The following is an 18370-nucleotide window of genomic DNA, read 5'->3' as shown; positions in this document are numbered from 1 at the left end:
AACTGCAAGCCGGACAGACGCTGGCGCCATCCGGCAGACAATTAACGCTTAATATCAGATTTAAAATCGCGCTTGTCGTAGCCGGTGTACAGCTGACGCGGACGGGCGATTTTCATGCCGTCGGTGTGCATTTCGTTCCAGTGTGCAATCCAGCCAACGGTACGCGCCATGGCGAAGATAACGGTGAACATGGAGGACGGAATACCCATCGCTTTCAGGATTATGCCGGAGTAGAAGTCTACGTTCGGGTAGAGTTTCTTCTCGATGAAGTATGGGTCGTTGAGCGCAATGTGCTCAAGTTCCATCGCCACTTCCAGCAGATCATCTTTGGTGCCCAGTTCTTTCAGCACTTCGTGGCAGGTTTCACGCATGACGGTAGCGCGCGGGTCATAGTTTTTATAAACACGGTGACCAAAGCCCATCAGGCGGAAGGAATCATTCTTGTCTTTCGCGCGGCGAACAAATTCCGGAATGTGTTTAACAGAGCTGATTTCTTCCAGCATTTTCAGCGCAGCTTCGTTTGCGCCGCCGTGTGCCGGTCCCCACAGGGAAGCGATACCAGCCGCGATGCAGGCAAACGGGTTAGCGCCAGAAGAGCCCGCGGTACGTACGGTAGAGGTTGAGGCGTTCTGTTCGTGGTCAGCGTGCAGGATTAAGATACGATCCATTGCGCGTTCCAGAATCGGATTCACTTCGTATTTTTCGCACGGCGTAGAGAACATCATGTTCAGGAAGTTACCGGCGTAGGAGAGATCGTTACGCGGGTACACGAACGGCTGCCCGATGGAATACTTATAGCACATCGCTGCCATGGTTGGCATTTTGGACAGCAGGCGGAAGGCGGCGATTTCACGGTGACGCGCGTTGTTTACATCCAGCGAGTCGTGATAAAACGCTGCCAGCGCTCCGGTGACACCGCACATAACGGCCATCGGGTGAGAGTCGCGGCGGAAACCGTGGAACAGACGCGTGATCTGCTCGTGGATCATGGTATGGCGAGTGACTGTGGTTTTGAACTCGTCGTACTCTTCCTGCGTCGGTTTTTCGCCGTACAGCAGGATATAACACACTTCCAGATAGTTGGACTCGGTCGCCAACTGGTCAATCGGGAAGCCGCGATGCAGCAAAACACCTTCGTCACCGTCGATGAAAGTAATTTTGGATTCGCAGGATGCGGTAGAGGTAAAACCTGGGTCAAAAGTAAACATCCCTTTTGAGCCAAGGCTACGAATATCAATAACGTCCTGACCGAGCGTACCTTTCAGCACATCCAGTTCAATAGCAGCATCACCATTTAGAGTGATTTTTGCTTTAGTATCAGCCATTTACGGTCTCCTTAGCGCCTTATTGCTTAAGACTGCCGGAACTCAAATTTGCCTTCGTGCATCAATAAACCGTTACCAGTTTGTTATTTGGCTCGCCGCTCTGCGAAAGAGGGGATGACCTGGGTACAGAGCTATGGGCGCTTGCAGGTAAAACGGTCTTTTTATGGCGAATAAACTGCAAATCAAGAACTTAGCAATCCGAATTATTTAACCTGTCTATCACTAATAACTGTCCTGAAGGTATTGGTCAATACTTCCACACTGTTACATAACTAAATCTCCGGTGAAAGAGTGACCCCATAACTTTTACGCATTATATGCTTTTTCTGGTGTCGTTTGTAACAACTTTGTTTAATGATTGTCAAATCAGATGATTAAAAATTAAAATAATGTTGTTATCGTGACCTATGTCACTGTTCGGGATAAAACCCGACAAACTATATGTAGGTTAATTGTAATGATTTTGTGAACGTCCTATACTGCCGCCAGGTCTCCGGAATACCCTGCAATCCCGAGCCAACCAGCGTTGTAACGTGTCGTTTTAGCATCTGGAAGCAGTGTTTTATATGACGCGTAGTTATAGTAAGGACGCTGTCTGACCCGCACGCAGACCGGAGGAAGGAAATCCCGTCGTCTTTCAGGCTACAGGTGTCTTCATCTTCTGTACCCGAAGTCTAAAGGGAATAATAAGAACAGCATGTGGGCGTTATTCATGATAAGAAATGTGAAAAAACAAAGACCTGTCAATCTGGATCTGCAAACGATCCGGTTCCCAATCACGGCGATAGCGTCCATTCTCCATCGCGTATCCGGAGTGATCACCTTCGTGGCGGTCGGGATTCTGTTGTGGTTATTGGGTACCAGCCTTTCCTCCCCTGAAGGTTTCCTCACCGCGTCATCCATTATGAATAACTTTTTTGTGGAGTTAATTCTGTGGGGGATCCTGATTGCGCTGGCATATCACGCCGTAATGGGCATTCGCCATCTGTTGATGGATTTTGGCTATATCGAAGAAACCCTCGAAGCAGGGACACGCTCCGCCAAAATTTGTTTCGTTATCATTGTCGTGCTTTCACTTCTCGCAGGAGTCCTCGTATGGTAAGCAACGCCTCCGCATTAGGACGCAACGGCGTACATGACTTCATTCTGGTCCGTGCTACCGCTATCGTTCTGACGTTATACATCATCTTTATGGTCGGTTTCTTCGCCACCAGCGGCGAGCTGACGTATGAAGTCTGGACCGGTTTCTTCTCATCGGCATTCACCAAAGTCTTTACCCTGCTGGCACTTTTCTCCATCTTGATTCATGCCTGGATCGGCATGTGGCAGGTGTTGACCGACTACGTTAAACCTCTGGCTGTGCGCCTGATTCTGCAACTGGCTATCGTTGTTGCGCTGGTGGTTTACGTCATTTATGGATTTGTTGTGGTGTGGGGTGTGTAATGAAACTGCCAGTCAGAGAATTTGATGCTGTTGTGATTGGTGCCGGCGGCGCAGGTATGCGCGCGGCGCTGCAAATTTCCCAGAGCGGGCAGACTTGTGCGCTGCTCTCTAAAGTGTTCCCAACCCGTTCCCATACCGTATCCGCGCAGGGTGGCATCACCGTTGCGCTCGGTAATACCCATGAAGATAACTGGGAATGGCACATGTACGACACCGTTAAAGGGTCGGACTACATTGGTGACCAGGACGCTATTGAATATATGTGTAAAACCGGTCCGGAAGCAATTCTGGAGCTGGACCACATGGGGCTGCCGTTCTCTCGCCTCGACAATGGCACAATTTATCAACGTCCGTTTGGCGGCCAGTCGAAGAACTTCGGCGGTGAGCAAGCGGCACGTACTGCGGCAGCGGCAGACCGTACCGGTCATGCGCTGTTGCACACGCTGTATCAGCAGAACCTGAAAAACCATACCACCATCTTCTCAGAATGGTATGCGCTGGATCTGGTAAAAAATGCCGATGGCGCGATTGTCGGTTGTACCGCGCTGTGTATTGAAACCGGTGAGGTAGTTTACTTCAAAGCCCGTGCGACCGTGCTGGCGACCGGCGGTGCTGGCCGTATTTATCAGTCCACCACCAATGCCCACATCAATACTGGTGACGGTGTTGGTATGGCTATCCGCGCTGGCGTGCCGGTGCAGGATATGGAAATGTGGCAGTTCCACCCAACCGGCATCGCCGGTGCGGGCGTTCTGGTAACAGAAGGCTGCCGTGGTGAAGGTGGTTATCTGTTGAACAAACACGGCGAGCGCTTCATGGAGCGTTATGCCCCGAATGCGAAAGACCTGGCGGGTCGTGACGTGGTGGCGCGTTCCATCATGATCGAAATCCGTGAAGGTCGCGGCTGTGACGGCCCGTGGGGTCCGCACGCTAAGCTGAAACTCGACCACCTGGGTAAAGAAGTGCTGGAATCCCGTCTGCCGGGTATTCTCGAACTGTCCCGTACCTTTGCTCACGTTGACCCGGTTAAAGAGCCGATTCCGGTTATCCCAACCTGCCACTATATGATGGGCGGTATTCCGACCAAAGTAACTGGCCAGGCGCTGACCGTGAATGAGCAGGGCGAAGATGTGGTGATCCCTGGGCTGTTTGCCGTTGGTGAAATCGCCTGCGTATCGGTTCACGGCGCCAACCGTCTGGGCGGCAACTCGCTGCTGGACCTGGTGGTATTTGGTCGTGCGGTGGGCCTGCATCTGCAGGAATCTATTGCTGAGCAGGGTGACCTGCTGGATGCGACCGAAGATGAAATCGATGCTTCTCTGGCACGACTGAACCGCTGGAACGGTAACCGTAACGGTGAAGACCCGGTGGCGATTCGCAAAGCGCTGCAAGAATGTATGCAGCATAACTTCTCGGTATTCCGCGAAGGCGATGCGATGGCGAAAGGTCTGGAAGAGCTGAAAGCGATTCGCGAACGCCTGAAAAATGCCCGTCTGGACGATACCTCCAGCGAGTTCAACACCCAGCGCGTTGAGTGTCTGGAGTTGGATAACCTGATGGAGACCGCGTACGCCACTGCAGTATCTGCAAACTTCCGTACCGAAAGCCGTGGCGCGCATAGCCGCTTCGACTTCCCGGAACGTGATGATGAAAACTGGCTGTGCCATTCCCTGTACCTGCCAGAGTCGGAATCCATGACGCGACGTCAAGTCAATATGGAACCGAAGCTGCGCCCGGCATTCCCGCCGAAGATTCGTACTTATTAATGCGGAGACAGGACAATGAAACTCGAGTTTTCAGTTTATCGCTATAACCCGGATGTTGACGACGCTCCGCGTATGCAGGATTACACCCTGGAGGCGGAAGAAGGGCGCGACATGATGCTGCTGGATGCATTGATGCAGCTGAAAGAAAAAGATCCGTCTCTGTCGTTCCGCCGCTCCTGCCGTGAAGGGGTCTGCGGCTCCGACGGTCTGAATATGAACGGCAAAAATGGACTGGCCTGTATCACACCTATTTCTGCGCTGAATCAGCCGGGCAAGAAAATTGTCATTCGCCCGCTGCCGGGTTTACCGGTTGTGCGCGATTTGGTGGTAGACATGGGGCAATTCTACGCACAGTATGAGAAGATTAAGCCTTACTTGTTGAATAATGGGAAAAATCCGCCGGCTCGTGAGCATTTACAAATGCCTGAGCAGCGTGAGAAGCTCGATGGGCTGTATGAATGTATTTTGTGTGCATGCTGCTCAACGTCCTGCCCATCATTCTGGTGGAATCCGGACAAGTTTATTGGCCCGGCAGGCCTGCTGGCCGCGTATCGCTTCTTAATTGATAGCCGCGATACCGAGACCGACAGCCGCCTGGAAGGTTTAAGTGACGCTTTCAGCGTATTCCGCTGCCATAGCATCATGAACTGCGTCAGCGTATGTCCTAAAGGACTGAACCCGACGCGCGCCATCGGCCATATTAAGTCGATGCTGCTTAAACGTAGCGCATAAATTGTAGTGGTTGCCCGATGGCGACGTAAACGTCTTATCCGGCCTATAAGGGACATACCCGTAGGCCTGATAAGCTACGCGCCATCAGGCAATATAAGTGCAGGAAACCTCTAAAAACTGCCTCTTATCTCTGACAGTTTTTAAAGGTTCCTTCGCGAGCCAAACAAAAAGAGCTCGCAAGTGAACCCCGGCACGCACATCGGTGTGCGTGGTAGTATCCACGGCGAAGTAAGCATACAAATGCTTAAGGGATCACGATGCAGAACAGCGCTTTGAAAGCCTGGTTGGACTCTTCTTACCTCTCTGGTTCTAACCAGAGCTGGATAGAACAGCTCTATGAAGACTTCTTAACCGACCCTGACTCGGTAGATGCTAACTGGCGTTCGACGTTCCAGCAGTTACCTGGTACCGGAGTCAAACCGGATCAACTCCACTCAAAAACACGTGATTATTTCCGTCGACAGGCGTTGATTACCCCACGTTACTCTTCTTCTATTTCCGACCCTGATGCCAATGTGAAGCAGGTTAAAGTCCTGCAGCTCATTAACGCCTACCGTTTCCGCGGTCATCAGCATGCGAATCTTGATCCGCTGGGACTGTGGCAGCAAGAAAATGTGGCTGATCTGGACCCGTCTTTCCACGATCTGACCGATGCGGATTTCCAGGAAAGCTTTAACGTAGGTTCTTTTGCCGGCGGCAAAGACACCATGAAGCTGAGCGACCTGGTTGTTGCGCTGAAACAAACCTACTGCGGCCCAATTGGCGCCGAGTATATGCACATCACCAGCACCGAAGAAAAACGCTGGCTTCAACAGCGTATCGAGTCTGGCCGTGCCGCATTCAGTAGCGAAGAGAAGAAACGCTTCCTGAGCGAACTGACCGCAGCAGAAGGACTGGAACGCTACCTGGGCGCTAAGTTCCCGGGCGCGAAACGCTTCTCGCTGGAAGGCGGTGATGCGTTAATCCCAATGCTCAAAGAGATGATCCGCCACGCGGGTAACAGCGGTACCCGTGAAGTGGTGCTGGGTATGGCGCACCGTGGTCGTCTGAACGTTCTGGTTAACGTACTGGGCAAACGCCCGCAGGAACTGTTCGACGAATTTGCGGGCAAACATAAAGAACACCTCGGCACCGGTGACGTGAAGTACCACATGGGCTTCTCGTCTGATATCGAAACCGAAGGCGGTCTGGTACACCTGGCGCTGGCGTTTAACCCGTCGCACCTGGAAATCGTTAGCCCGGTGGTTATCGGCTCCGTACGTGCACGCCTGGATCGTCTGGACGAGCCGAGCAGCAATAAAGTCCTGCCAATCACCATCCACGGCGATGCGGCGGTAACCGGGCAGGGCGTGGTTCAGGAAACCCTGAACATGTCGAAAGCGCGTGGTTACGAAGTGGGCGGTACCGTGCGTATCGTCATTAACAACCAGGTTGGCTTTACTACCTCTAACCCGTTGGATGCGCGTTCTACGCCGTACTGCACCGACATCGGTAAGATGGTTCAGGCGCCGATTTTCCACGTTAACGCGGATGACCCGGAAGCGGTCGCTTTCGTGACGCGTCTGGCTCTGGATTTCCGTAACACCTTCAAACGCGATGTGTTCATCGATCTGGTGTGCTACCGCCGTCACGGCCACAACGAAGCCGACGAGCCGAGCGCAACCCAGCCGCTGATGTATCAGAAAATCAAAAAGCATCCGACCCCGCGTAAAATCTACGCTGACAAGCTGGAAGCGGACAAAGTCGCCACGCTGGAAGATGCGACCGAAATGGTCAATCTGTACCGTGATGCGCTGGATGCTGGCGAATGCGTGGTGAAAGAGTGGCGTCCAATGAACATGCACTCCTTCACCTGGTCGCCGTACCTCAACCACGAGTGGGACGAAAGCTACCCGAACAAGGTTGAGATGAAGCGTCTGCAGGAGCTGGCAAAACGCATCAGCACCGTGCCTGAAGCTGTTGAAATGCAGTCGCGTGTTGCCAAAATTTACGGCGACCGTCAGGCCATGGCCGCAGGCGAGAAGCTATTCGACTGGGGTGGTGCAGAGAATCTGGCTTACGCCACGCTGGTTGACGAAGGCATTCCGGTTCGTCTGTCGGGTGAAGACTCCGGTCGCGGAACCTTCTTCCACCGTCACGCGGTCATTCATAATCAGGCGAACGGTTCAACCTACACGCCGCTGCAGCATGTGCATAACGGGCAGGGCACGTTCCGCGTATGGGACTCCGTGCTGTCTGAAGAAGCGGTGCTGGCGTTTGAATACGGTTATGCCACGGCAGAACCGCGCACGCTGACCATCTGGGAAGCGCAGTTCGGCGACTTCGCCAACGGTGCGCAGGTGGTTATCGACCAGTTCATCTCTTCCGGCGAGCAGAAATGGGGCCGTATGTGCGGTCTGGTGATGCTGTTGCCGCACGGCTACGAAGGTCAGGGTCCGGAGCACTCCTCCGCGCGTCTGGAACGTTATCTGCAACTTTGCGCTGAGCAAAACATGCAGGTTTGCGTCCCGTCTACCCCGGCACAGGTCTACCACATGCTGCGTCGTCAGGCGCTGCGCGGTATGCGCCGTCCGCTGGTGGTGATGTCACCGAAGTCGCTGCTGCGTCATCCGCTGGCGGTGTCTACGCTGGACGAACTGGCAAATGGCACCTTCCTGCCAGCCATTGGCGAAGTCGATGAACTTGATCCGAAAGGCGTGAAGCGTGTCGTGATGTGTTCTGGTAAGGTTTATTACGACCTGCTGGAGCAACGCCGCAAGAACGACCAAAAAGATGTTGCCATTGTGCGCATCGAACAGCTCTATCCGTTCCCGCATAAAGCGGTGCAGGAAGCGCTGAAACCGTTTGCTCATGTACATGATTTTGTCTGGTGCCAGGAAGAGCCGCTCAACCAGGGCGCCTGGTACTGTAGCCAACATCATTTCCGTGAAGTAATTCCATTTGGGTCAGCTCTGCGTTATGCAGGTCGCCCGGCCTCTGCCTCTCCGGCAGTAGGGTATATGTCCGTTCACCAGAAGCAGCAACAAGATCTGGTAAATGACGCGCTGAACGTCGATTAAATAAAGGATAAATAATGAGTAGCGTAGATATTCTTGTTCCCGACCTGCCTGAATCCGTAGCGGATGCAACGGTTGCAACCTGGCACAAAAAACCGGGCGATGCAGTACGTCGTGATGAAGTACTGGTAGAAATCGAAACTGACAAAGTGGTACTGGAAGTACCGGCATCAGCGGACGGTATTCTTGATGCGGTTCTGGAAGATGAAGGAACAACCGTCACTTCTCGCCAGATCCTTGGTCGCCTGCGTGAAGGCAACAGCACCGGTAAAGAAACCAGCGCTAAGTCTGAAGAGAAAGATTCTACTCCGGCACAGCGCCAGCAGGCGTCTCTTGCTGAACAGAACAACGATGCCCTGAGCCCGGCGATCCGTCGCCTGCTGGGTGAGCATAACCTCGAAGCCAGCGCTATCAACGGCACCGGTGTCGGCGGTCGTATCACGCGTGAAGATGTTGAAAAACATCTGGCGAAAGCCCCGGCTGCGAAAGCCGAAGCCAAAGCGCCGGCAGCAGCACCTGCACCACAGGCTCAACTGGGCGCGCGTGGCGAAAAACGTGTTCCGATGACTCGTCTGCGCAAACGCGTAGCCGAGCGTCTGCTGGAAGCGAAAAATTCCACCGCCATGCTGACCACCTTCAACGAAGTCAACATGAAGCCAATCATGGACCTGCGTAAGCAATACGGTGATGCGTTCGAGAAACGCCACGGTATCCGTCTGGGCTTTATGTCTTTCTACGTGAAAGCGGTTGTTGAAGCGCTGAAACGCTATCCGGAAGTGAACGCGTCCATCGACGGCGATGACGTGGTTTATCACAACTACTTTGATGTCAGCATGGCGGTCTCCACGCCGCGTGGCCTGGTCACGCCGGTCCTGCGTGATGTGGATCTGCTGGGTATGGCAGACATCGAGAAGAACATTAAAGAACTGGCAGTTAAAGGTCGCGACGGCAAGTTGACGGTTGAAGATCTGACGGGCGGTAACTTCACCATCACTAACGGTGGTGTGTTCGGTTCCCTGATGTCCACGCCGATCATCAACCCACCGCAGAGCGCCATCCTGGGTATGCATGCCATCAAAGATCGTCCGATGGCGGTAGACGGCAAGGTTGAAATCCTGCCGATGATGTATCTGGCGCTGTCTTATGACCACCGTCTGATCGATGGTCGTGAGTCAGTAGGCTTCCTGGTAACCATTAAAGAGTTGCTGGAAGATCCAACGCGTCTGCTGCTGGACGTGTAGTTAATAAGAGTATCACCTGCCCCGTAGGTCTGGATGCTTATCAGACCTACGGGTAAAAGATAACGATTACCTGAAGGATGGACAGAACACATGAACTTACATGAATATCAGGCAAAACAACTTTTTGCCCGCTATGGCTTACCGGCACCGGTGGGTTATGCCTGTACTACTCCGCGTGAAGCAGAAGAAGCCGCTTCAAAAATCGGCGCTGGCCCGTGGGTAGTGAAATGTCAGGTTCACGCTGGTGGCCGCGGTAAAGCGGGCGGTGTGAAGGTTGTGAACAGCAAAGAAGACATTCGCGCTTTTGCTGAACACTGGCTGGGTAAACGTCTGGTTACTTACCAGACAGACGCTCATGGCCAACCGGTAAATCAGATTCTGGTTGAAGCCGCGACCGACATTGGTAAAGAACTTTACCTCGGCGCAGTTGTTGACCGTAGCTCCCGTCGCGTGGTCTTCATGGCCTCTACCGAAGGCGGCGTGGAAATCGAAAAAGTAGCGGAAGAAACCCCGCACCTGATCCACAAAGTGGCGCTCGATCCGCTGGCAGGCCCGATGCCTTACCAGGGTCGCGAGCTGGCGTTCAAACTGGGTCTGGAAGGTAAACAGGTTCAGCAGTTCACCAAGATCTTCATGGGTCTGGCGACTATCTTCCTGGAGCGCGACCTGGCGCTGATCGAAATCAACCCGTTGGTTGTCACCAAACAGGGTGACCTGATCTGCCTCGACGGCAAACTGGGTGCTGACGGCAACGCGCTGTTCCGCCAGGCTGACCTGCGCGAAATGCGCGACCAGTCTCAGGAAGATCCGCGTGAAGCGCAGGCTGCGCAGTGGGAACTGAACTACGTTGCGCTCGACGGCAACATCGGTTGCATGGTTAACGGTGCGGGCCTGGCAATGGGCACCATGGACATCGTTAAGCTGCACGGCGGCGAACCGGCTAACTTCCTCGACGTTGGTGGCGGTGCGACCAAAGAGCGTGTAACCGAAGCGTTCAAAATTATCCTCTCAGATGACAATGTTAAAGCCGTACTGGTTAACATCTTCGGAGGTATCGTACGTTGCGACCTGATCGCTGACGGTATCATCGGCGCGGTAGCAGAAGTAGGTGTAAACGTTCCGGTCGTGGTACGTCTGGAAGGTAACAACGCTGAACTCGGCGCGAAAAAACTGGCTGATAGCGGCCTGAATATTATTGCAGCGAAAAGTCTGACGGATGCAGCTCAGCAGGTTGTTGCCGCAGTGGAGGGGAAATAATGTCAGTTTTAATTAATAAAGATACCAAGGTTATCTGCCAGGGCTTCACCGGTAGCCAGGGGACATTCCACTCCGAACAAGCGATTGCTTACGGTACGCAGATGGTTGGCGGCGTAACGCCAGGTAAAGGCGGCACCACGCACCTGGGCCTGCCGGTGTTCAACACCGTACGTGAAGCCGTAGAAGCGACGGGCGCGACCGCCACCGTTATCTACGTTCCGGCACCGTTCTGCAAAGACTCCATACTGGAAGCGATTGATGCTGGTATCAAACTGATTATCACCATCACCGAAGGCATCCCGACGCTGGATATGCTGACCGTGAAGGTGAAGCTGGATGAAGCTGGCGTGCGCATGATCGGCCCGAACTGCCCAGGTGTTATCACCCCGGGCGAGTGCAAAATCGGCATCATGCCGGGCCACATTCACAAGCCGGGTAAAGTGGGTATCGTTTCCCGTTCAGGTACCCTGACCTATGAAGCGGTTAAGCAGACTACCGACTACGGTTTCGGCCAGTCCACCTGTGTGGGCATTGGTGGCGACCCGATCCCAGGTTCTAACTTCATCGACATCCTGAAGCTGTTCCAGGAAGATCCGCAGACTGAAGCGATCGTCATGATCGGTGAGATCGGCGGTAGCGCTGAAGAAGAAGCGGCGGCATACATTAAAGATCATGTAACCAAGCCGGTTGTGGGTTACATCGCGGGTGTGACTGCGCCGAAAGGTAAGCGTATGGGTCACGCGGGTGCGATCATCGCAGGTGGGAAAGGTACGGCGGATGAGAAATTCGCTGCGCTGGAAGCTGCAGGCGTGAAAACTGTTCGTAGCCTGGCCGATATCGGCGAAGCGCTGAAAACCGTTATTAAGTAATAAATAAAAAACAGCCCTGACTCTCTGCGTAGTCAAGGTCTGGTCCCGTTTCGACATGGTTGGCCATCTGATGATGGCCTTTTTTTATTTTTAGTTATCTGAATCTTGCAAATTACTCATAATCATCTGCATAAATAAGATTATTTTTTGCGGTGAACATCATTCTTTCTCTTGATTAAATTCTGCATATTACCGGCTTTAATTTGATTAATGCCGGAGGATACCGTGTCGTTGAAAATTCAGGATGATTACCTACAATGTTTTTTCTCAATAGCAAAGGTATTTTCCAGTGCGACTGGATTAGCCACCGTCGTGGTTGATGTTACCGGAAAAATTCTCTCGGATTGTCATAATTTTAATTCGTTCTGCACATTAATGCGGGCGGATGAACGCTATTGTGTGAGTTGTCAAAAGTGTGACAAGTATTGTGCTTTTGAAGGATTAAAACACCTTAAACCCAGAATACTCAGCTGTCATGCGGGGCTAAGTCTGTTTTCTATGCCATTAATTCGCGAGGGGAATCTGTACGGTTTTATGCTCTGTGGGCAGGTGCGGGCAAAATATCAGGAATATAAAACTATCATTATTGATAATGAATACTCATGGATGGATGAACCAAAAATAAAAACTGAATGGAGTAAGGTGGCGGTAGTCGATAATAATACGCTGGTGGCATCAGCAAATTTATTGAATTTTATTATTGATAATTTTGAGACAGAACAACAATCTGATGAGATTGTTATCCCAGCGACCAGTTACATGCGTCATTATTTTACAGAACCTTCCCGACACGAGAAAAAGCTACTGGCAGCGTTGCGTTATATCGATGAGAATTTGTATGGTGAATTATCCCTGGAATCCGTAGCAGCTCACGTCTGCTTAAGCGCAAACTATTTCAGCCGTTTTTTTAAGAAACGGCAGGGCGTTAACTTTAAAACCTGGGTGAATCAGAAAAAAATGCAAAAAGCGGGAGAGTTATTGCACGATCCCGTTCATTCCATAGACAGCATTGCCCGGAAACTCCAATACGCACAAACCAGCTACTTTTGCCGCGTTTTCCGGGCGGCGCATCAAACGTCGCCCCAGTCTTTTCGTCATGCCAGACTCTCACAGTAAAGGTTTTCTGGCAGCTTGAAGGCTTCAGGGATAAAAGAGAGCCGATCGCTCAGGGTTACCACATCACCAATCACTATCAGTGCAGGGGGAAGGATGTTAGCTTCCTGCGCCTTGCTCAGTAGTGAACCGAGCGTACAGGTCAGTCGGCGTTGATTATCGCGGGTGGCAGACATAATTAGCGCTGCAGGCGTATCTGCTGATTTTCCACCCATCAATAATTCCTCACAGATAAACGCCAGATTGGCGATACCCATGACGATAACCAGCGTACCATTCAGTTTTGCCAGTTGACGCCAGTCCTGCTGTTGGCTGCCCTCCCGTGTATGGCCGGTCACGACGTGAAATCCCGAGGCGAAATCGCGGTGTGTTACCGGAATCCCGGCATAGGTCAGGCCACCAATGGTTGAGCTGATACCCGGCACCACTTCAAACGGGATGCCCGTCTCGACGAGATCCTCAACTTCTTCAGCCCCGCGTCCAAAAACATACGGATCGCCACCTTTCAGGCGTACAATATTATTGTGAGTTTGGGCATACTGGACAAGCAGCGCATTGATTTCATCCTGGGGTACACAATGGAAGCCTGGGTTTTTGCCGACATTGATAAGCAGGCAATCTGGTAATGCCCATTCCAAAATTTTAGGATTGACCAGCCGATCGTAAATAATGACGTCAGCCTGTTTAATGCACATCATTGCTTTGAGGGTGAGCAATGAAATATCACCGGGACCTGCCCCAACGAGCCAGACCTTTCCGAAAGTTTTCACATTGTGTCCTTTATCACGGCTAACAAAAAAAGGCAGAAACTACATCAAGGAATGATAAAAAGCAGTCGTTTGCCCGTAAGTTATAACGTGAAATTATCCAAAATTATCGCATTGATAATATTGATTAATCTCGCAAAGTTTTTTCTGCAATAAACAAGATGACTTGAAAAATTATTAAGAACTTATTGGCACTATTTGCTTAAGTTTAACCTTATTTAAATTGTGTTTATTGTTTCCCTTAAGTATTATTGGTTAATATTTACCCGTCATCAGTGTGAGTAAATCATGGATTGGATCAATGACATCAATGGATAAAATAAAATATAACTCTCGATGCTTATCTGGGTGTCTTGAATTATTTTTTATAAATTAAACTATTTTTGTACGCTGCAAATGGAAGAGGTTATGAGAGGAAAAATACCCAAGACGGAGTTGCTGGTAACTTTTGAAGTGGTTGCGCGTCACGAAAGTTATACCCGGGCAGCTGAAGAGCTGGCTTTAACACAAAGTGCTGTTTTCCGCCAGGTAAATGCACTGGAGGATTTTCTCAATACCGCGCTATTTAATCACGCCAAAAAACGCATTTTTTTAAATGCGGCGGGCAAACACTATTTAAGCATCGTTAAAGAAACGTTAAATAAGCTTGAACGAGATACGACGACGATAATGACCTGGCAGCCGACGGTACAGGTTATTGAGCTGGCGGTGAATCCGACGTTCAGCACGCACTGGCTGATCCCAAACCTGCGTGAATTTAACAAACTTAATCCTGATATTATCGTGAACATTCATTCCCTGGCGAATATTGGTGATTTTCTCAATCGAGAGTATGACGCGGCAATCATGCGCGAAGACTTTTATTCGCCATGGTCAGGGGTTGAGTACCTGTTTGAAGAGGAGATTCTGCCGGTATGCAGTCGCTGTTTGCTGGCCGAACCGGAACGAAAACTGGCGGTAAACGAATTACTAAACGAATTCCCGCTATTGCACCAAAGCACGCGCATCAAAGGGTGGCAGGAATGGTTTGCGCTGTCAGATGTCAGCAGTCCGTTGGTGAATAAAGGTCCGAGATTTGATTTGTTATCGATGCTGATCGCGGCGGTCCGCTCTAATCTGGGCGTTGCGCTGCTCCCGCGTTTTGCCATTCAGCACGATCTGGACAGTGGCGATATGGTCATTCCTTGCGATGTTCCGATGCGTACCGGGAATCGATTTATTATGACGTGGCGTGAAGAAAAATCGGAATCCGAGCATTTACAGATTTTCCGCAACTGGTTGCTCAGTAAGTCCGTAGTATCGGCTGCCTGAGGGTGGCTTATGCCTTATCAGGCCTACAACGATGGGTAGGCCGGATAAGACGCGTTAGCATCGTTATCCGGCAAAAGAACGGCTACCAGTCGATCCCAATCTGTGCCTGAATACCGCGGTCAAACGCGTGTTTGACCGGGCGTATTTCACTGACCGTATCGGCCAGTTCCAGTAACAGCGTATGGCATCCGCGTCCTGTGACGATAACGCTCTGACCGGCAGGACGATTTTCGATGGCGCTGATAACCTCTTGCGTATCCAGATAGTGGTAAGCCAGCATGTAGGTGAGTTCATCCAGCACCACTAGATCGTAATGCGCATCAGCCAGCATGCGCTTACTTTCCTGCCAGACAACCGTTGCCGCCTCGATATCTGCTTGCCGATTTTGGGTTTCCCAGGTAAATCCGGTACCCATAATATGGAATTCGACGCCGAGCGGTTGCAGTGTGTTGTACTCACCATTATCCCACTGACCTTTAATAAACTGCGCGATGCCAACGGTTTTTCCGTGACCCACTGCGCGCGTTGCCGTGCCAAAGGCTGCGGTGGATTTTCCTTTTCCGTTGCCGGTGAAGACAATCAGGATCCCTTTCTTCTCCGTTGCCGCCGCTACGCGGGTATCAACCTGCTCTTTCAGCTTCTGCTGACGCTGACGGTGTCTGTCGTTATTGGCGCGCGCTTCCATGGAAACTCCTTAATGCCCTGCCGGACAGGTTGCGCAGCGATGCTGCTGCTCGAACTGGCTGAAGAAGTTATTACCTTTGTCATCCACTAATACGAAGGCGGGCATATTTTTAACTTCCATCATCCACACCGCTTCCATTCCCAGTTCTGGATATTCAAGACACTGCAGACTCTTCACGTACTGTTGCGCCAGTAGGGCTGCGGCACCGCCAATGCTGCCGAGGCTAAATCCACCGTGTTTGTGACAGGCATCAGTGACCTGCTGGCTGCGGTTACCCTTGGTGAGCATAATGAGGCTGCCGCCTTGTGCCTGGAAAGCATCGACATACCCATCCATGCGCCCGCCGGTGGTGGGTCCCATTGAGCCACAGGCCTGATTTTCCGGGGTTTTGGCTGGACCAGCATAGTAAACGATATGCTTTTTCATGTATTCCGGCATCGGTTCACCGTTATCCAGTCGCGCTTTGATGTTCGCGTGAGCGATATCGCGAGCCACAACAATCGGGCCGCTTAACGACAGACGTGTACCAATGGGCAAGGCGGAGAGATCATGCAGGATCTCACGCAGCGGACGGTTCAGATCCAGTTGTACGGTCTGGGCGCCGTTTTCTACCCGGTGAGAATCGGGGATAAATTTGCCCGGATTATGCTCGAGTTTTTCCAGCCAGATACCGTGTTTATTAATTTTGGCTTTAATATTGCGGTCGGCAGAGCAGGAGAGGGCCATCGCGATTGGGCAGGAGCCGCCGTGGCGCGGTAAGCGAATTACGCGAATATCGTGGGCAAAGTATTTGCCGCCAAACTGCGCCCCGATGCCAAACTCACGGCTGGCATTGAGCAACTCGGCTTCCAGCGCCGTATCACGGAACGCCTGGCCCAGCTCGTTCCCGCTGGTGGGCAGATTATCGTAATATTTGGTTGAAGCCAGTTTGGCGACTTTCAGCGTCTGGTCGGCGGATAAGCCCCCAACCACAAAAGCGATGTGATACGGCGGACAAGCGGCTGTACCCAGTGATTTCATTTTTTCGATCAGGAACGCAGTGAGCTTTTCCGGCTGCAGAATGGATTTGGTTTCCTGGAATAACGCCGCCTTATTGGCAGAACCGCCGCCTTTGTTAACGAACAGGAATTTATATTCATTACCCGGCGTGGCGCTGATGTCAATTTGCGCCGGCAGGTTTGTCTGAGTATTGACCTCGGTATACATGTCCAGCGGGGCATTTTGCGAGTAGCGCAGATTGTTTTCGGTGAAGGTGGTATACACGCCTTTGCTTAAGGCTTCGGCGTCATCGCCGCCTGTCCAGACATGTTGTCCTTTGCAGGCCACAATGGTTGCCGTCCCGGTGTCCTGGCAGTTAGGCAGTACACCTTTAGCTGAAACCTCTGCATTGCGCAGCAGCTGCAATGCGACGTACTTATCGTTACCGCTGGCCTGTGGGTCGTGCAAAATGCTGGCAATCTGTTTTAAATGTCCGGCGCGCAGGAAAAATGAAGCCTCATAAAACGCCTGCTGTGCTAACAAGGTTAACGCTTCCGGTGCAACCTTGATAACTTCCTCTCCGTCTAACTCCGTTACCGTAACGTGCTGGTTACTCAGTAATTCATATTCGGTACTATCTTTACTCTGAACAAAGAGTTCCTGCCAGACAAATGGTTTAGACATGTTTACTTCTCACCTCTTCGTATTGTTTTCCGGATAAGCAATGTGCCATCCGGCGTAAAGTTATTTGGCTAAAAAGACGTTGGCTTTTGTCGCTTCGGCGACATATTCGATAGTTTTCTGGGCACGAACGCTGTTTCCGGCTTCATCAAGCGGCGGAGAATAGACCGCAATCGCATATTCGCCTGGGACGACGGCAACCATGCCGCCGCCGACGCCGCTTTTCGCCGGAATGCCAACGGTGTACAGCCATTTACCGCTGCCGTCGTACAGTCCGGCAATTGCCATTTCTGCCAGTACCTGTGGAACATATTTCTCATTCAGCAACTGTTTGCCGTTGAACGGAGATTTGCCTTTGTTCGCTAGTACGGCACCCATTTTGGCCAGTTGCTCAACGGTGATATCCACCGAGCACTGGCGGGTATAAATTTCAACGGCTTCGTCAGTGTTGCCATAGAAGCTGTTATAGGATTCCATCAGTTTGGCCAGCGCCTGATTGTGCTGGTTGGTTTCCATTTCAGATTTGAAAACCGGTTCGTTCACGGTGAGAGTGGCATCGGCCCAGACGTTCAGGTTGTCGAGGATTTTGTTCCAACGATCGGTTTTGTCTTTGGCTTCAATCAGGCTAACGGTGCTCATGGCCCCGGCGTTTACCAGTGGGTTTTCAGGCGCGCCTTTGGTCAGTTCAACGGCCAAACCTGAGTTGAACGGCATGCCGGTGGCATTGGCGCCAAGTTTATCCAGCACTACCTGAGGACCGTGCTGCTCCATGGCGAGCGCCATGGTGAACACTTTACTCAGGGATTCCATTGGGAAAGGTTTGTTAACATCGCCAACCTGGTAGATCTTGCCGTCCACCGTCGCAATGGTGATGGCAAAATTTTTCGGGCTATAGGTCGCCAGAGCAGGGATGTAGTCGGCGACTTTTCCATCGTTATTACTTTTGTACTTCTGATGAGCCTGTTCTATCAGCTTGGCGTAGTCGGGCGTGGTTTGCGCGAATGTGGTTGCGCTAAACAAGACACTGAAAGAAAAGAGACTCACGCCGATAATTGTTTTATTCATTGTGCGTTCCTGTTGGTGTGCTCATCTTGGTGCCGGATGGCGGCGTACCGCCTAATCCGGCCTACGGATAGTTAAACGTTA

15 protein-coding genes and 1 pseudogene are annotated in these 18370 nt (G+C 51.7%); 10 read left to right on the top strand and 6 right to left on the bottom strand.

What is annotated here, in order from left to right; genetic code table 11:
- Positions 1-41: 41 nt before the first annotated feature.
- Positions 42-1325, bottom strand: coding sequence for a citrate synthase (locus tag GFB57_RS20510; protein WP_003022909.1), 1284 nt, complete (start codon positions 1323-1325; stop codon positions 42-44).
- Between the two features lie 203 nt (positions 1326-1528).
- Positions 1529-1639, bottom strand: a pseudogene (locus tag GFB57_RS20505) (hypothetical protein).
- Positions 1640-2022: 383 nt separating this feature from the next.
- On the opposite strand from GFB57_RS20505, the gene sdhC reads away from it, so the two are divergent.
- The 9 genes from sdhC to GFB57_RS20460 all read left to right on the top strand — a co-directional run bounded on the left by sdhC (position 2023) and on the right by GFB57_RS20460 (position 12805).
- Entirely contained in the window at positions 2023-2427 is a 405-nt protein-coding gene (gene sdhC, locus GFB57_RS20500; RefSeq protein ID WP_003831406.1) for a succinate dehydrogenase cytochrome b556 subunit, read from the top strand.
- Positions 2421-2768 carry a succinate dehydrogenase membrane anchor subunit gene (gene sdhD / locus GFB57_RS20495; RefSeq protein WP_003022916.1) on the top strand — a complete coding sequence of 116 codons (348 nt, stop codon included), beginning with the start codon at positions 2421-2423 and terminating at the stop codon, positions 2766-2768. The genes sdhC and sdhD overlap by 7 nt, the downstream gene beginning before the upstream one ends.
- Entirely contained in the window at positions 2768-4534 is a 1767-nt protein-coding gene (sdhA, locus tag GFB57_RS20490; protein WP_003022919.1) for a succinate dehydrogenase flavoprotein subunit, read from the top strand. The genes sdhD and sdhA overlap by 1 nt, the downstream gene beginning before the upstream one ends.
- Before the next feature lie 15 nt (positions 4535-4549).
- A complete protein-coding gene (gene sdhB / locus GFB57_RS20485) occupies positions 4550-5266 on the top strand; it encodes a succinate dehydrogenase iron-sulfur subunit SdhB (protein WP_003022921.1) in 717 nt (238 codons plus the stop codon).
- 257 nt (positions 5267-5523) lie between these two features.
- Positions 5524-8325: a 2-oxoglutarate dehydrogenase E1 component gene (gene sucA / locus GFB57_RS20480; protein WP_003022923.1), complete on the top strand. Its 2802-nt coding sequence runs from the start codon at positions 5524-5526 to the stop codon at positions 8323-8325.
- Between the two features lie 14 nt (positions 8326-8339).
- Positions 8340-9563, top strand: coding sequence for a 2-oxoglutarate dehydrogenase complex dihydrolipoyllysine-residue succinyltransferase (gene odhB / locus GFB57_RS20475; RefSeq protein ID WP_003022925.1), 1224 nt, complete (start codon positions 8340-8342; stop codon positions 9561-9563).
- A 90-nt stretch (positions 9564-9653) separates the two neighbouring features.
- Positions 9654-10820 (top strand): ADP-forming succinate--CoA ligase subunit beta, encoded by a 1167-nt coding sequence (gene sucC / locus GFB57_RS20470; protein WP_003022927.1) that lies wholly within the window; start codon positions 9654-9656, stop codon positions 10818-10820.
- Positions 10820-11689 carry a succinate--CoA ligase subunit alpha gene (gene sucD / locus GFB57_RS20465; RefSeq protein ID WP_003022929.1) on the top strand — a complete coding sequence of 290 codons (870 nt, stop codon included), beginning with the start codon at positions 10820-10822 and terminating at the stop codon, positions 11687-11689. Before sucC ends, sucD begins: the two co-directional genes overlap by 1 nt.
- A gap of 225 nt (positions 11690-11914) precedes the next feature.
- A complete protein-coding gene (locus GFB57_RS20460) occupies positions 11915-12805 on the top strand; it encodes a PocR ligand-binding domain-containing protein (RefSeq protein WP_008320064.1) in 891 nt (296 codons plus the stop codon).
- On the opposite strand, the gene cobA is transcribed toward GFB57_RS20460, so the two are convergent.
- A complete protein-coding gene (gene cobA, locus GFB57_RS20455; RefSeq protein ID WP_003022934.1) occupies positions 12784-13572 on the bottom strand; it encodes a uroporphyrinogen-III C-methyltransferase in 789 nt (262 codons plus the stop codon). The two genes, GFB57_RS20460 and cobA, sit on opposite strands and share 22 nt — an antisense overlap.
- Positions 13573-13977: 405 nt before the next feature.
- Here cobA and GFB57_RS20450 point away from each other — a divergent pair, with 405 nt between their 5' ends.
- Entirely contained in the window at positions 13978-14880 is a 903-nt protein-coding gene (locus tag GFB57_RS20450) for a LysR substrate-binding domain-containing protein (RefSeq protein WP_003022936.1), read from the top strand.
- Between the two features lie 82 nt (positions 14881-14962).
- Here the strand turns inward: GFB57_RS20450 and cobO are convergent, their stop codons facing one another.
- The 3 genes from cobO to glsA are packed head-to-tail and all read right to left on the bottom strand — an operon-like array spanning position 14963 to position 18289.
- Positions 14963-15565: a cob(I)yrinic acid a,c-diamide adenosyltransferase gene (gene cobO / locus GFB57_RS20445; RefSeq protein WP_003022939.1), complete on the bottom strand. Its 603-nt coding sequence runs from the start codon at positions 15563-15565 to the stop codon at positions 14963-14965.
- 9 nt (positions 15566-15574) lie between these two features.
- On the bottom strand, positions 15575-17227 hold the full coding sequence (locus GFB57_RS20440; protein WP_003022941.1) for a class I fumarate hydratase: 1653 nt from the start codon (positions 17225-17227) through the stop codon (positions 15575-15577).
- 60 nt (positions 17228-17287) lie between these two features.
- Positions 17288-18289 (bottom strand): glutaminase A, encoded by a 1002-nt coding sequence (gene glsA / locus GFB57_RS20435; protein WP_003022944.1) that lies wholly within the window; start codon positions 18287-18289, stop codon positions 17288-17290.
- Between the last annotated feature and the right edge of the window lie 81 nt (positions 18290-18370).

The sequence above is a fragment of the Citrobacter sp. S39 genome (genome assembly GCF_009495675.1).
Taxonomy (GTDB): Bacteria; Pseudomonadota; Gammaproteobacteria; order Enterobacterales; family Enterobacteriaceae; genus Citrobacter; species Citrobacter freundii.
The sequence above is the reverse complement of the archived record's forward strand: the minus strand, read 5'-3'. Positions and strand labels throughout refer to the sequence as shown.